14 protein-coding genes are annotated in these 15,866 nt (G+C 49.9%); all 14 read left to right on the top strand.

The genetic code is table 11. The features are described from left to right. Position 1 precedes the first annotated feature (1 nt). The 14 genes from AC2T0J_RS02965 to ubiG all read left to right on the top strand — a co-directional run bounded on the left by AC2T0J_RS02965 (position 2) and on the right by ubiG (position 15,769). Entirely contained in the window at positions 2-1,501 is a 1,500-nt protein-coding gene (locus AC2T0J_RS02965) for an NAD(P)H-hydrate dehydratase (RefSeq protein WP_489808700.1), read from the top strand. Positions 1,502-1,524: 23 nt separating this feature from the next. After that, a complete protein-coding gene (gene tsaE, locus AC2T0J_RS02960) occupies positions 1,525-2,007 on the top strand; it encodes a tRNA (adenosine(37)-N6)-threonylcarbamoyltransferase complex ATPase subunit type 1 TsaE (RefSeq protein ID WP_489808699.1) in 483 nt (160 codons plus the stop codon). A 73-nt stretch (positions 2,008-2,080) separates the two neighbouring features. Next, complete coding sequence (locus AC2T0J_RS02955) at positions 2,081-3,400, top strand: N-acetylmuramoyl-L-alanine amidase (RefSeq protein WP_489808698.1); 1,320 nt, start codon at positions 2,081-2,083, stop codon at positions 3,398-3,400. Between the two features lie 23 nt (positions 3,401-3,423). After that, positions 3,424-5,172 (top strand): DNA mismatch repair endonuclease MutL, encoded by a 1,749-nt coding sequence (mutL, locus tag AC2T0J_RS02950; protein WP_489808697.1) that lies wholly within the window; start codon positions 3,424-3,426, stop codon positions 5,170-5,172. Beyond that, on the top strand, positions 5,165-6,091 hold the full coding sequence (gene miaA, locus AC2T0J_RS02945; protein WP_489808696.1) for a tRNA (adenosine(37)-N6)-dimethylallyltransferase MiaA: 927 nt from the start codon (positions 5,165-5,167) through the stop codon (positions 6,089-6,091). The genes mutL and miaA overlap by 8 nt, the downstream gene beginning before the upstream one ends. Before the next feature lie 84 nt (positions 6,092-6,175). Then, positions 6,176-6,424 carry an RNA chaperone Hfq gene (gene hfq, locus AC2T0J_RS02940; RefSeq protein WP_105935156.1) on the top strand — a complete coding sequence of 83 codons (249 nt, stop codon included), beginning with the start codon at positions 6,176-6,178 and terminating at the stop codon, positions 6,422-6,424. A 17-nt stretch (positions 6,425-6,441) separates the two neighbouring features. Beyond that, the gene (hflX, locus tag AC2T0J_RS02935) at positions 6,442-7,731 is read left to right on the top strand and encodes a ribosome rescue GTPase HflX (protein ID WP_489808695.1); all 1,290 of its coding nucleotides are present in this window, start codon (positions 6,442-6,444) and stop codon (positions 7,729-7,731) included. 77 nt (positions 7,732-7,808) lie between these two features. Continuing rightward, the gene (gene hflK / locus AC2T0J_RS02930; RefSeq protein WP_489808694.1) at positions 7,809-8,981 is read left to right on the top strand and encodes an FtsH protease activity modulator HflK; all 1,173 of its coding nucleotides are present in this window, start codon (positions 7,809-7,811) and stop codon (positions 8,979-8,981) included. 6 nt (positions 8,982-8,987) lie between these two features. Further along, positions 8,988-9,872 (top strand): protease modulator HflC, encoded by an 885-nt coding sequence (hflC, locus tag AC2T0J_RS02925; RefSeq protein ID WP_489808693.1) that lies wholly within the window; start codon positions 8,988-8,990, stop codon positions 9,870-9,872. 260 nt (positions 9,873-10,132) lie between these two features. Next, positions 10,133-11,713, top strand: coding sequence for an AbgT family transporter (locus AC2T0J_RS02920; RefSeq protein WP_489808692.1), 1,581 nt, complete (start codon positions 10,133-10,135; stop codon positions 11,711-11,713). Positions 11,714-11,780: 67 nt separating this feature from the next. Beyond that, on the top strand, positions 11,781-12,860 hold the full coding sequence (gene hemH, locus AC2T0J_RS02915) for a ferrochelatase (protein ID WP_489808691.1): 1,080 nt from the start codon (positions 11,781-11,783) through the stop codon (positions 12,858-12,860). Further along, complete coding sequence (locus AC2T0J_RS02910; protein ID WP_489808690.1) at positions 12,857-13,270, top strand: DUF4112 domain-containing protein; 414 nt, start codon at positions 12,857-12,859, stop codon at positions 13,268-13,270. The genes hemH and AC2T0J_RS02910 overlap by 4 nt, the downstream gene beginning before the upstream one ends. Before the next feature lie 83 nt (positions 13,271-13,353). Beyond that, positions 13,354-14,994: an acetolactate synthase large subunit gene (locus AC2T0J_RS02905; protein WP_489808689.1), complete on the top strand. Its 1,641-nt coding sequence runs from the start codon at positions 13,354-13,356 to the stop codon at positions 14,992-14,994. A gap of 13 nt (positions 14,995-15,007) precedes the next feature. Beyond that, positions 15,008-15,769, top strand: coding sequence for a bifunctional 2-polyprenyl-6-hydroxyphenol methylase/3-demethylubiquinol 3-O-methyltransferase UbiG (gene ubiG, locus AC2T0J_RS02900; RefSeq protein WP_489808688.1), 762 nt, complete (start codon positions 15,008-15,010; stop codon positions 15,767-15,769). Positions 15,770-15,866 lie beyond the last annotated feature (97 nt).

Raw genomic sequence — 15,866 nt, 5'->3', positions numbered from 1 at the left:
CATGCTAGATACTCAACTGCTCGACAGTTTACCATATAAACTCTATCGCGCCGACCAGGTTCGGGAAAATGAACGTACCGCGGCTGAACAGTCCGGTGTGGAAATGTTTGAGCTGATGCAGCGGGCCGGAAAAGCGGTATTTAAGCAATGTCAGTTATTGTTGCCTAACACCGATGTGTTTTTGGTGCTGGTGGGGCAGGGCAATAATGCAGGCGATGGTTACATTGCCGCTTTACATGCTAAAGAAGCCGGTAAGCAGGTGTTGCTGTGTGCTGTTGAGCCTCATCGGATCCTCGAGGGCGATGCAGGTACTGCACAACAACAATGGCTTGATGCGGGCGGTAAAATCGAGCCTTTCACCGCAGCTCACATTGAGAAATGCGAGCTGATAGTTGATGCGTTGTTAGGGACGGGGATCAACAGTTATATTCGCAATGAGTTCGCCGATATTATCGATGCAGTGAATCAGGCCGATAGGCCGGTGGTGAGTATTGATGTACCTTCCGGCCTCGATTCCAATACCGGTCAGTCACTAGGGCGTTGCATTGAAGCCGACGTGACAGTGACCTTTGTCGGTATCAAGCCTGGATTGACCACGGGTGCCGGTAAACAATCCTGCGGCCGTTTGGTGTTCGACGATCTGGGTATTGGTAAAGCCTTCGTGGAGCTGGCTCGTTCATCTGCCACTTTACTGACAATCGAACAGTTCCAGGGCATGGCGCCACGAGAAATTCATAGCCACAAAGGCACGTATGGGAGGTTGCTTTGTATTGGTGGTAATCGGGGTACGGCTGGCGCTATTCGTTTAGCTAGTGAGGCGGCATTACGCTGTGGCACCGGGTTAGTGAAAGTCTTTTGTCATGAGGCCTCAACCATTCAGGTGAGCGCCGGCCGACCAGAGCTGATGGTGTCTCATGAGAATCTACAGGACGCGCTTAACTGGGCATCCTGTGTAGTGATTGGTCCAGGGCTGGGACAGGATGACTGGGCGCTGGCAGCGTTTGAGCAAGCGATGAAGCACTGTCAGACCCACCCCAAACCCATGGTCATAGATGCTGATGCACTAAACCTGCTCAGTAAACATGCTCTGTCGTATTCTATTTCGGATTGCATTATCACTCCTCACGCCGGCGAAGCTGCGCGGTTGCTTAATACCAGTGTCGATGAAGTGGAAGCCGACAGGTTTAACAGCACCAAACAGTGTGCGCAGAAGTTTCATGCCACTTGTGTGTTGAAAGGTGCGGGTTCGATTATCGACAACGAAACTCAGACCTGGGTGTGTCAGCATGGCAACCCCGGCATGGCAACGGCTGGCATGGGTGATGTGTTAAGTGGTATTCTTGGCTCCTTGCTGTCCCAGGGGTTAAGCAAGGATATCGCGACGAAATACGGTGTTTCGATTCATGCAAAAGCCGGTGATGAAGTTGCTCGTTTGTATGGTCAGCGCGGGATGCTTGCCAGTGATTTGTTTGAGTCACTGCGGGCCTTGGTCAATCAGTAATCATTTAAATAGCAGTAATCGGTATGGCATTAGCGCAAGGGGCGTTTTACGCGGCATCAGAACAGGATACAGCCAGGCTGGCGACAGATTTGGCTCAGGCGGTAAAGCAGCAGTTACCCCAAGGTATAGTGGTTTATCTGCAAGGCGATCTTGGCGCCGGTAAAACCACATTTAGCCGCCATTTTATTCAGGCCCTGGGCCATTCAGGCAACGTTAAGAGTCCAACCTATACGCTGGTTGAGCCGTATTCGCTGGCAGGTCTGGAAGTGTTCCATTTTGATCTGTATCGGCTGGCGGATCCTGAAGAACTGGAGTTTATGGGGATCCGGGATTACTTCGGTAATAATCGCGTTTGCCTTATTGAGTGGCCGCAAAATGGTGGTCAAAACTTGGCACCAGCGGATTTAGTGATTAGTATAGAACCAGACAAGTCTGGAAGACGATTTAACATTGCTGCGATTTCGCTAACAGGACGAGCCGCATTGCAATTGTGTAAGCGGATATAGCCTGGCGCTTTATCCATTCGTCATTCGGGGGAATTTACGGCCTGATAAATATAATTTAACACCAGGGCTAAGTATGTTGCGCGATACATTATTACTCTTTATAAGTTTGTGCTTACTTACCTTTAATGTGAGTGCCGCAAACGACATAAACAACATGCGTGTATGGCCATCCGAGGGCAGTACGCGGGTAGTTTTTGATCTCAAAAGTTCTCCTGAGTTCACTTATTTTACTTTACGAAATCCGGACCGGCTGGTTATCGACCTGGCTGCCACCCAAAGTGACACCTCACTGGATATTGATAAACAGGGGCCTCTGCTCAAACGAGTCAGATACTCCACCCCTAAAGACAATTCATCTACCCGTATTGTACTGGAACTGAATCGTAAAGCCGAAACGGCGCTGTTTGCCATCGCACCTGCTGAAGACAAAGGTCACCGGTTAGTAGTGGATCTGGTTGATACCGCGCCTCCCGGTGAACCGGGGGTAGTGCTGGATATGAACCAGTCCAGCCGTGATCGTGACATTATTGTGGCCATTGATGCCGGCCATGGTGGTAAGGATCCAGGATCTATTGGTCCTGCTGGTAGTTTTGAAAAAAATATTACCCTAAGCATTGCCAAAATGCTCGAAAGCCGAATTAATGCCGAAACCGGCATGCGTGCGGTGATGACGCGAAGCGGCGATTATTACATTTCGCCCAATGGGCGGCCGGAAGTTGCCCGTAAACATAAAGCCGATTTACTGATTTCAATTCACGCTGATGCGTTTAGTCAGCCTCAGCCGCGCGGCGCTTCGGTTTGGGTGCTTTCAATGAGACGTGCCGACAGTGAACTGGGTCGCTGGCTGGAGAAGAGCGAGCGGCATTCTGAATTACTTGGCGGCGCGGCCGAGGTGATTTCAGATAACGCCTCAGAACGGTATCTGGCTGAAACGATTCTCGGACTGTCGATGGATCACTCCATGTCGACCAGCTACGACCTGAGTAAAAAAGTCATCAGTGAATTAAAAGGGATTACCCGGTTACATAAACGAGCTCCGCAGGCAGCGAGTTTTGCAGTACTTACCGCACCAGATATTCCCTCCATCTTGGTTGAAGTGGGTTTTATTTCGAATCCGCAGGAAGAGAAAAACCTGAATTGGTCCAAGTATCGCCAACAACTGGCTGATGCGTTGTTGTCGGCCACCAAGCGCTATTTCCGGCAAACGCCGCCGGATGGTACGCTCTGGGCATCGATCAAGTCAGAAAGCCGTACACACAAGGTTCGCAGCGGTGAGTCTTTATCCTTGCTGGCACAGCGGTATAATGTAAAAGTCAGCAGCATTAAAGCCGCCAACAATCTCAATGGTGACATGGTCCGCATCGGTCAGGTGCTCACGATTCCCAGTACCTAAGCAAAACGTTAACAGGATTTTCTTTGCCCATTAAATTATTGCCGCCCAGACTGGCAAACCAGATTGCCGCCGGTGAAGTGGTTGAACGCCCCGCATCGGTTGTAAAAGAACTGGTGGAAAATAGCCTGGATGCCGGCGCTACCCGAATAGAGCTCGACATTGAGAAAGGCGGCCATAAGCGTATCAAATTGCGCGATAACGGTTCTGGCATCGCAAAAGACGAGTTGGAGCTGGCGTTGTCGCGCCATGCGACCAGTAAAATTGCCACGCTCGATGACTTGGAACAGATATTATCGCTGGGCTTTCGCGGTGAAGCACTGGCCAGTATATCTTCTGTCAGCCGACTGTCGCTGACGTCGAAACCTGTCGGGCAAGAGCAAGCCTGGCAAGCAATCTGTGAAGGCCGTGATATGGCGGTAACCCTGCAACCGGCCGCTCACCCGGATGGCACGACCATAGATGTGGTGGATATCTTTTATAATACGCCAGCGCGGCGCAAGTTCTTACGCACGGAAAAAACGGAATACCAGCACATTGAAGAGGTGGTCAAGCGCATTGCGTTAAGTCGCCCGGAAGTGGCTTTTATGTTGCGTCATAACGGCAAGGTGACTAAACGGTTCAGCGCCATGAGTGAGGATCAGCTTGCTTCGCGGGTTGGGCAGGTTTGTGGCCAGGCTTTTGTGCAACATGCCACCCACACCCGGTGTGAGTATGATTCCATTACCCTCGAGGCCTGGCTCGGAGATGCCAGTCAGATGCGCAGCAGCAATGACTGCCAGTATAGTTTCGTTAACGGCCGGGGCATGCGCGATAAGCTTATTCTCCATGCTTTGCGACAGGCTTATGAGTCGGTATTGGCCTTGCCGGAGCAACCGGCCTTTGTGGTGTATTTAACCATCGACCCTAAAGAGGTTGATGTTAATGTGCATCCGGCCAAACACGAAGTTCGTTTCCAGCAAAGCCGGCTGGTTCACGATTTTATCTGCAAGGCAATTTGTGATGCCTTGGGCAACAGCGCCACAACTCCTGAAGACAGGTTACCCGGGCCTGCTTCTGAACCCAGCCATGACTACATCCGCCCCCTAGTCCAGCGCAGTGACAATGAGTATGGCACGCCAGCCGGTACATCTCATCAGGTCCGCTCGTCGGGGCCTGGAGCGTCAACGGGACGTGGCACTCCCTATGTACCCACCGGTAGCCGCATAAGTGGTCAGTATCAGCAGCATTATCAGCAACTTATGACGCCAACTCAGGACGCTTCAGAGCATCGGGATAGCGCACTGAGGTTCGTTGAACTGCAGGGAAACAGACTGTATGTGCAAGCCGGGCAATGCATTCTGTTAGAGTCCCGGCAGCTTATCCGAGCCTGGCTGGTTGACACACTTACCCAGGCGAGTGTGGCTCAACCGCTGCTGATGCCCGTGGCTGTAAGCCAGACGCTGACCGCACAGAGTTCGGAGTTGTTGGCAGCGCAGGGCTTTGAAATCAGCATCGCAGGCGGTAAGTCCCGTCTGCTAAAAGTACCAGGCGGTTTGCGTCAATTGCCCTGGGCAGGCTTGTTTCCTGCGTTAGTGGAGTCTTCTCCCGAGCAGGAAGAAGGGTTGTATGATGTTTTAGCACAGGCTATGCAAAAACAGGAAACGAAGACAATCCCTTCGTGGCAGTGGTTTGATCAATTGGCGGTTTCTGCACAGACTGACATACTAGAACAACACGGCCTCGGGGTCGCGCAGCACAAGCTTATACACTGGATAACAACAAGCAATGAGTAATCAAACAGGCCCGGTGGTGTCGATAATGGGCCCGACCGCATCCGGCAAGACCGGATTGGCGCTTGAACTGGCCAGTCAGGTACCCGCTGAGATAATCAGTGTTGACTCAGCGCTGGTTTATAAACACATGAATATTGGTACCGCCAAGCCGACCCCCGAGGAAATGGCTATTGCACCACACTGGCTGGTCGATATTATTGAGCCCAATGAGGCTTATTCTGTGGCGGACTTTGTGGCCGATAGCACACGTCTGATCAGTGAAATTCACGGCAGAGGAAAACTGCCCATTTTGGTGGGCGGAACAATTATGTATTTCAATGCCTTGATAAATGGTATTTCGCCCCTACCTAAGTCTAATCCTGAGATTCGTGAAGCGATTCTTGGTGAAGCTAATGAGCGGGGCTGGCAGGCAATGCATGCGGACCTCGAAAAGGTCGATCCGGTCAGTGCTACGCGTATCCATCCTAATGATCCGCAACGACTGACCAGGGCACTGGAAGTGTATCGCAGTTCGGGGAAATCTCTAACCCACTGGCAGGAAAAGGCAATTTATCGTTGTCCGTACAAGATTGACCAGTTTGCGATTGCACCTCAGGAGCGAGCCGTGTTACATGATCGCATTGCACAAAGGTTTGATTTGATGTTAGCGCAAGGATTGGTGGACGAAGTGAAAGCGTTGTACGAACGTGGAGACCTCCATGAGGACATGCCAGCAATCCGGGCTGTGGGATATCGTCAGGTATGGCAGTATCTTAAAGGTGAGTTAAGCTATGCAGAAATGCGTGATAAAGGTATCATTGCAACCAGGCAGTTAGCGAAAAGACAGTTAACCTGGTTACGAGGGTGGCCTGACTTAACCTGGCTTGACACATTTTCTAAAGATAATTTGACTAAAATTACTGCAAAAGTCACACTTTAGTTTGAGCAAGTGTGATATAAATTTAATTAGCGCTGGGACAATTTTTTGAGTTGTCGGTTTAATAATAAAAATTAAGGATCTGAGATGGCTAAAGGGCAATCATTACAAGACCCGTTTTTAAACGCATTACGGAAGGAGCGGATTCCGGTATCTATTTATTTAGTTAACGGTATTAAACTCCAGGGGCAGGTAGAGTCATTCGACCAGTTTGTTATCCTGTTAAAGAACACAGTGAGTCAGATGGTTTACAAGCATGCTATCTCAACGGTCGTGCCTTCACGAGCTATTACGATGCCAAGCGCGCAAGGGGATTCTGAGAACAAAAGTGAGTAAATACAAAGGTAACCTGCTTGTTTGACCGTTATGAAGCCGGTGAACAGGCTATACTTGTTCATGTAAATTTTGCCGATGAAGACAGTCGTGAAGACTTGGCTGAGCTGGAATTACTGGTTTCATCGGCGGGCGTTAATGCTGTTGATGTACTAACCACGTCCCGGGGCGCCCCTCATCCAAAATATTTTGTTGGATCGGGTAAAGCTGAAGAGATCGCTGCTGCAGTGAAAGCCCATGAGGCTAATGTGGTGATCTTTAACCACGCCCTGTCTCCTTCACAGGAACGAAACCTCGAAGCAATCTGCAAGTGCCGGGTGATCGATCGCACCGGGCTAATTCTCGATATTTTTGCGCAGCGTGCCCGTACTCACGAAGGTAAACTGCAGGTTGAACTTGCCCAACTGCGACATATTTCCACCCGTTTGATCCGGGGTTGGACTCACCTTGAACGCCAAAAAGGCGGGATCGGCTTACGTGGCCCGGGCGAAACCCAGCTCGAAACTGACCGACGTTTATTGCGTGGCAGAATTAAAACTATTCTGCGCCGTCTGGAAAAAGTCGCCAAGCAACGGGAACAGGGCCGTCGTTCGCGTAAACGGGCTGAAATACCCACCATGTCGTTGGTCGGTTATACCAACGCCGGTAAGTCTACTCTGTTCAATCATATCACCGATGCGGATGTATATGCGGCTGACCAGCTGTTTGCGACGCTGGACCCCACGTTGCGTAAATTGGACCTGAAAGAGGTTGGCCCGGTGATTCTTGCCGACACGGTTGGTTTTATTCGTCACCTCCCCCATGATCTGGTTGCAGCTTTTAAAGCCACGTTGCAGGAAACTCAGGAAGCCGATTTGTTGTTACACGTGGTGGATTATTCCGCCAACAATTATCTGGAAACCATGGATGAGGTGAATACGGTGCTCGATGAAATTGACGCCGGTGAAATTCAGCAGCTGATTGTGTGTAATAAAATTGATCAGCTGGAAGAAGTAGAACCAAAAATTGATCGGGACGAGGAAGGCACACCAATACGCGTCTGGCTGTCTGCTAAAACCGGTCAGGGCACAGAACTGTTGTTCGAGGCAATTAATGATTGTCTGGCCCAGAGCATGGTAAGTTACACCCTGAAGATTCCTCCGGCGCAGAGCCGTTTACGCGGTGTTCTTTATGAACTGGATTGTATATCCGAACAATCTTACGATGCGCAAGGGGACTGGGTGGTGGATGTGCGGATGCCGGCAGCTGATTGGAACCGGCTGGAAAAGCGTTTAGATCATGGTTTATCAGAGTTTGTAGTAAAACACTGATTTGGCAGTTTTATATATTTTGAAATCTAAAAATAATAGAATTCAGTATTAAATAATTAAATTTTCGGAGTACTAGCATGGCTTGGAATGAGCCGGGTGATAAAAATAATGACCCGTGGAAAAATCGCGGAGGACGAGACCAAGGTCCTCCGGATTTGGATGATGTGTTTAAGAACCTGTTTGGTAAGCTCGGTAGAATGGGCGGCGGTGGTAATGGTGGCTCTGGCAAAAAGCTGGGTGGCATTGGTGCGGCCTTCCTGATTGGCTTGTTGGCAATTATCTACTTTGTTAGTGGTTTCTACACCATTCGTGAGGCTGAGTCGGGCGTTGTACTGCGGTTTGGTGAGTACAACTCACTGGTTGAGCCGGGTTTGCGCTGGAAACCGACATTCATTGACTCGGTTATCCCGGTGGATGTTCAGTCAATTCGCTATAAGTCTTCCTCTGGTTCAATGCTGACCGAAGATGAAAACGTGGTCAGCGTGCAGATGGAAGTACAATACCGGGTTGTTGACCCGTACCGTTGGACGTTTGCGGTAACCAGTCCGGAAATGAGCCTGAGTCAGGCATTGGACAGTGCTATACGTTATGTGGTGGGGCATTCCACTATGGACGATGTACTGACCGACGGCCGTGAATTGACCCGCCAACGTGTCTGGGAAGAGCTTGAAGCCATTCTTGAACCTTATAATATTGGTGTTGCCATTGTTGATATGAACTTTAAAGATGCCCGCCCTCCTGAGCAGGTCAAGGATGCGTTCGATGACGCTATTTCCGCACAGGAAGATGAGCAGCGCTTTATCCGTGAAGCGGAAGCTTATGCCCGTGAGATCGAGCCTCGTGCCCGTGGTCAGGTTAACCGGATGAACGAAGAAGCGCAGGCATACAAAGAGCGTGTAACACTGGAAGCGCAGGGTGAAGTTTCACGCTTCGAAGAGTTATTGCCACAGTATGAAAAAGCGCCGGAAGTTACTCGCCAGCGTATTTATCTGGAAACCATGGAACAGGTGTTTTCAAATACCACCAAAATCATGGTTGATAGTGGTAATGGTGGTAACAACATTATGTATTTACCTTTGGATAAGATGATGCAAAACCAGGGCGCTGACAGTAAGTCAAGCCTGGAGCGTATGCGCAATACACTCGAAGGTTTACAAAATAACGTCGCTAACTCAACTGGGAACAACTCCCGAAACTCGTCATCGACGCCTTCTGGCCTTCGCGGTGACAGTGGTCGTGGTGGGAGATAAGCACTGATGAAAAACTTTATTATAGCTATCATAATTACGGTTTTGGTTCTGGCCACCGGTTCACTGTTTGTGGTTCGGGAAGGGCAGCGCGCCATCGTTATTCAGTTTGGTAAGGTGCAGCGTGATGCCGCAACCGGCGATACCAGAGTATTCGAACCGGGTCTGCATTTTAAATTGCCATTTATCGACACCGTGCGCCAGTTAGATGCGCGGATCCAGACCCTGGATGACTCGCCAGACCGCTTTGTAACGTCAGAGAAAAAAGACTTAATCGTTGATTCCTATGTGAAATGGCGCATTGAAGACTTTGCCCGTTATTACCTGTCAACAAATGGCGGTAACAAATTACAGGCCGAAGCCTTGTTAAAGCAGAAAGTTAACAACGGTCTGCGCACAGAGTTTGGTAGCCGCACGATTGCGCAAATCGTTTCTGGCGAACGTACCGAGTTAATGGAACAAGCAATGGAACAAGCTTCCAGTTCATCTGATGAACTTGGCATTGAAATCGTTGACGTAAGGGTTAAACAAATTAACCTGCCGACGGAAGTCAGTAATTCAATCTTCCAACGGATGCGTGCTGAACGTGCGGCTGTTGCCCGTGAGCACCGTTCACAAGGTCAGGAGCAGGCAGAAGTCATTAAAGCCAACATCGAAGCCAAGGTAACTGTTATGTTGGCCGACGCTGAGCGTAATGCCCGACAGCTTCGCGGTGAAGGTGATGCGACCGCGGCGCAGATCTATGCTGAAACTTATTCCAAGAATCCTGAATTCTATGGCTTCTTGCGTAGTATGGACGCGTACCGCGCTAGCTTTGATAGTAAGGACGACATCCTGGTGGTCGAGCCTGACAGCGACTTCTTCCGCTATATGAACAAACGCTCTGGTCAGTAACGACTCTGGCCAGACTAAAAAAACCGACTTTCACAGTCGGTTTTTTTATGCGTGAATTTTGCCGCTAAAAGTAGCCAACTCTGCCAAAGGGCATCGATTTAAGGTAAACTGCTGCCATAAAAATAATGGTCTGAGCGAAGCTTCAGTGCCAACATAATATGCCAACATCCGGTCAGGGACTACCGGACTGTAGTTGTCCTCCATTGCACAGCAATGTCGGCTAAGGCTACAGCTATAATAAGAAAGATTGAGGAAATGTTTTGACAGAAAAAAGTATTACAACAACAGAGAATAATAAGGGCTGGTTTTCCCGATTTTTAGCAACGGTTGAATGGTTAGGTAATCTGTTACCCCATCCCGTTACACTGTTTGCCATTTTAACTGTGTTTATTGTGTTGCTTAGTGGCTTTTTAAGCTGGCTTGGCGTCTCTGTCGCCGACCCAAGGCCAGAAGACGCGCAGACCGCTTCGGGGACTATTGAAGTCGTCTCCTTAATGAGCGTGGAAGGTCTGCACTGGATGATGACACACATTGTCACCAACTTTACTGGTTTTGCACCATTAGGGACGGTACTGGTGGCATTGCTGGGGGTGTCGGTGGCTGAACATTCCGGATTGTTATCTACTGCCATGCGGGCCCTGGTACTCAATGCCCCCCGCCGGTTGGTCACGTTTATCGTGGTGTTAAGTGGTATTTTGTCCAATACGGCCTCTGAACTTGGCTATGTCGTACTGATCCCGCTGGCGGCGATGATATTTCACTCCCTGGGGCGTCACCCTCTGGCCGGCCTGGCTGCTGCGTTTGCTGGCGTTTCAGCTGGTTACAGTGCCAATTTATTTTTAGGTACTATTGACCCGTTACTGGCCGGAATAACAACACCAGCAGCGCAGATGATCGACCCCAATTACGTGGTTGGCGCAGAGTCTAATCACTTCTTTATGATTGCCAGTACCTTTGTGATAGCGGCGTTGGGTTTCTTTGTGACCGATCGGATTGTTGAACCTCGGCTGGGTAAATTCGATGAATCCAAATCGACCATGGTGTTGGATGAGAAAGCTATGGCATCGCCTAGTGCTCAGGAAATGAAAGCCATGAAAATGGCCGGTCTGGCATTTTTGGGGCTGTGCATAGTAGTCGCATTGGCAGTGGTACCTGAAGATGGTGTTCTGCGTAACCCCGAAACCGGCGGCTTAAAAGGCTCACCCTTTTTGAAAGGGATCGTGGTATTAATTTTTGTCATGTTTGCTATTCCTGGCTTTGTGTACGGAAAGGTGGCGGGAACAATGAAAAATGACCGCGACGTTATCGAGGGTATGGCGCGTAGCATGAGTAGCATGGGGCTTTACATCGCTCTGGTCTTTTTTGCCGCTCAGTTTGTCGCCTTTTTCAAGTACACCAACCTGGGTACAGTACTGGCGGTAGAGGGTGCAGCACTGCTTATTCAGCTTGATTTGAAAGGCCCGGAGGTTTTCCTGCTGTTTATCCTCATGTGTGGTTTGGTAAACCTCTCTTTGGGGAGTGCATCAGCGCAATGGGCGGTTACCGCCCCGGTGTTTGTGCCAATGCTAATGCTACTGGGCTATGCCCCGGAAGTGATTCAGGCCGCCTATCGTATCGGTGATTCAGTAACAAATGTTATTTCGCCGATGATGAGCTACTTCGGACTGATCATGGCTATGGCCGCCAAGTACAAAAAAGATGTCGGGATGGGGACATTAATCGCTATGATGCTGCCTTATTCAATGGTCTTTATTGTTGGCTGGACACTGCTGTTTTATCTGTGGGTGTTCGTGCTGGGGCTGCCGGTAGGCTGGGAAACGCCCACCTATTATCAGTCATAGCAGTCCAATTTAGTCGTTGCGCCGTATTATTTGCAATTAACTATTTTACTATTGAGATTCGATATTTATGAAGTACACCGGTAACGCGGGATTCAGCCATCATCAGGCAGATAAAATTGGTGTTTTAATTACCAACCTGGGTACGCCCAAGGCGCCCACGAAAGGCGCACTTAAACCGTACCTTAAAGAGTTTTTATCGGATCCGCGAGTGGTTGAGGTACCACGCCTTATCTGGTGGTTTATTCTCAATGGCATTATTTTAAACATTCGCCCCAAACGGTCGGCTAAAGCCTATGAAACCGTCTGGTCTGAGCAAGGTTCACCGCTGATGGTGCATACCAAAGCACAGGCCGAAGCGCTGGCTAAGTGTTGTGAGCGGGAGTTTGGTGATGACGTGGTAGTTGATTTTGCCATGCGTTATGGCGAGCCTGCGGTAAATCAAGTGATTGAGCGAATGCTCAGTAACGGTGTGCGAAAACTGTTGGTGGTGCCGTTATACCCGCAATACAGCGCCTCAACCGTCGGCTCTACCTTTGATGCTATCGCGGCGGATTTTCAACAGCGTCGGTGGTTGCCGGACCTGCGGTTCGTCAGTCATTATCACGACCGTCCGGGCTATATTAAGGCGGTTGCCGAAACCATACGCCAGCACTGGGAAATTAATGGCCAGGCAGAAAAACTGATCCTGTCTTACCATGGGGTACCCCGACGGTATCTAGAAAATGGCGATCCTTATCACTGTGAATGCCTTAAAACGTCGCGGCTGATAGCCGAAGAGCTGGGATTGGATAACACTCAGTTTATGACCACTTTTCAGTCGCGATTTGGTCGCGAAGAGTGGTTAAAACCCTATACGGATGAAACCCTTAAGGCGCTGCCTGCCAAGGGTATTAAGTCAGTACAGGTGGTCTGTCCCGGCTTCTCATCGGATTGTCTGGAAACGATTGAAGAAATTGGCGAAGAGAATCGTGATTACTTTTTGGAAGCCGGCGGAGTACGTTATGAATACATCCCGGCGCTCAACAGTGAATCGTCCCACATCTCAATGCTGTTCGACCTCGTAAAGGAAAACCTGCATGGCTGGCAGGTGGACACTGACGTGGAACAGCGTGCACAACTGGCCAAAAAACACGGATGTCCAAGATGAAAGACTACAACGGTTCGGCACCTAAACTGTTACTGAAAGCGCAAAAACTGGCGAACCTTCTGGATACGTCGATTAGAATCCCGCTGATTAATTTTCGCATTGGTTTAGACGGCATCGTGGGGTTAATTCCAGGCGTTGGTGATGTGCTGATGTTGCTGGTGTCGTTTCGGATTGTGCATCTCGCTAAACAGATGGGGCTGCCCAGGGGACTGATTAAAGTGATGATCCGCAATTGTCTGCTCGACTTTGGGCTGGGGTTTATTCCGCTGGTTGGTGATATTGCTGACTTCTTTTACAAAGCCAATCAGGCCAATGTGCGGATCATGGAAAAATACTGGGTCAGCAACAACAAAGACGCCATTGATAAGCATACCCAGGATGCGCTGGAAAACTGGAAAGCCGCTCAGTAATACGCGCTAATTCATTGTTGAACTAAACTATTTTTCACTGTCTGCGTAGCAACTAGTACGCTAAGCCAATAAGTAACAGGAATATGAAAGCAGCAGATTTGTTTGTGCAAGCTCTGGAAGCTGAGGGTGTCGAGTATATTTTCGGCATTCCCGGCGAGGAGAATTTGGATTTACTCGAGTCATTACGCCATTCATCCATTAAGTTGGTGCTCACCCGGCATGAACAGGGCGCAGGGTTTATGGCTGCCACCTACGGCCGACTCACCGGTAAAGTCGGGGTTTGTTTATCCACCCTGGGCCCCGGTGCTACCAATCTGGTAACACCTGCCGCTTATGCTCAGCTCGGCGCTATGCCGATGCTGATGATTACTGGCCAGAAGCCAATTAAAACCAGTAAACAAGGGCGTTTTCAGGTGGTTGATGTGGTTGATATGATGCGGCCGATTACTAAATACACCACGCAAATAGTTAGCGGCGAACGCATTCCGTCAGTCATTCGCGAGGCATTCAGACTCGCCGCAGAAGAACGTCCCGGGGCAGTACATATTGAGATTCCAGAAGATATTGCACGGGAATCCACCACTGCGCCCTTGTTGAAGCAAAGTCAGTCTCGTCGCCCGGTTGCCGAGGAAAAAGCGGTGGAGCGAGCCAAGACCATGATTGAACAGGCTACAGCGCCGTTATTACTCATTGGTGCTGGAGCGAACCGTAAACTGACGGCTAAAATGTTGCGCCGCTTTGTCGATCATACCGGGATCCCGTTTGTGACGACCCAAATGGGCAAGGGCGTTTTAAATGAGTCTGACCCCTTGTTTGTTGGCAATACGGCTCTGTCAGACGGCGATTTTGTGCACAAGGCGATTGAACGGGCTGATCTCATCATTAATGTGGGTCATGACGTAGTCGAAAAGCCACCATTCTTTATGCACCACAACGGCAAGCAGGTAATCCATATTAACTTTGAGTCCGCGGCAGTGGATCCGGTGTATTTTCCGCAACTGGAAGTGGTTGGTGATATTGCGAACAGCGTCTGGCAGATCAACGAGCGCCTGACGCCCCAGGCGCATTGGAAGCGGGATCTCTACCAGGACGTTCACGATGCTTATGTGCAGCATCGCCAGGAATCAGACAGTGACGACCGGTTTCCTGTCCTGCCGGAAAGACTGGTTAGCGAAGTCCGTGCAGTCATGCCTGAAAACGGTGTGGTAGCGCTGGATAATGGCATCTATAAAATTTGGTTTGCCCGAAATTACCCGGCTTACGCACCGAATACTCTGTTACTCGACAATGCGCTTGCCTCCATGGGGGCTGGCTTGCCTTCGGCGATGGCTGCAAAACTGGTGAATCCGGATGAACCGGTCATGGCGGTTTGCGGTGACGGCGGCTTTATGATGAACAGTCAGGAAATTGAAACCGCGGTTCGCCTTAAGCTTGATCTGGTGGTGCTTATTCTGCGCGACGACGCCTATGGTATGATTAAGTGGAAGCAGGCTCACATGGAGTTTGATAACTTCGGCTTGGATTACGGTAACCCGGATTTCGTCACCTACGCGCAAAGCTATGGCGCGACAGGCCACCGGGTTAACGCCACGGAAGAATTAGGCCCTCTTATGCGTAGTTGTATTGCAGAATCTGGTGTGCATATCATTGATTGCCCGGTAGATTATAGCGAGAATGACCGTAAACTTAATCATGATATTCGCCGTCTCAGCGAGCAGTTGTAAATGAAGTCTTGTCATGCTGGATAAAAGCAAAGTCACAGGCACAGTCGGCGCCGAAAATGTTTCACAACAACAAGTGGCTCGCTTCAATGCGCTGGCTGAGCAGTGGTGGGACCCCAACGGCAAATATAAAACCGCACTGGCGTTTAATGCGGCGCGTACCCATTTCATGATTGCGCAGTTGGCGACTTGTCACGGACGGCGCCCGGATGCCGCCAGGTGTCTTGAGGGTTTGCGCATACTCGACGTTGGCTGTGGTGGTGGACTGATCAGTGAGGCCCTGGCCAAACGGGGGGCTGTGGTGACCGGGATCGATGCCAGTGCGATAAGTATAGAAGTGGCGAAACGTCACGCAAAAATGTCCGGACTGTCAGTGGATTACCGGCACTGTTTGTCAGAAGAGCTACGAGCTGAAGGTGAGCGATTTGATGTTGTTATTAATGCAGAAGTGGTCGAGCACGTGCCGGATCAGGCCGCGCTTGTCCACGACTGTGCGACACTCGTTGAACCTTCCGGCACTCTGATCCTGGCTACATTGAACCGCACGGTCAAGTCCTGGCTCATTGCCATCCTGGGGGCTGAGTATATTATGCGTTATTTGCCGGTGGGCACACACGACTGGAAAATGTTCGTTAACCCTGAACAGCTTGCAGAGTGGGTGTCTTCGGAGCAATTTACGCTGATTAATGAAACTGGTATGAAATTAAACCCGTTTACCGGTGTTTGGCGGTTATCTGACTCCCTCGCGGTAAATTACATTCAGGTTTACCATCGTTAATGGCGCCTTAGCTGGCGGGACACAATAGACAGTTCTCAATTCAGCGATAGCTATTAATGAGATCTGTTTGATTCCTATTGATAATTCTCAAGATTCT

It is taken from the genome of Alteromonas sp. ISO5 (assembly GCF_058105165.1).
Note: the sequence above shows the minus strand (reverse complement) of the source record. Positions and strands in the feature narration are given on the sequence as shown.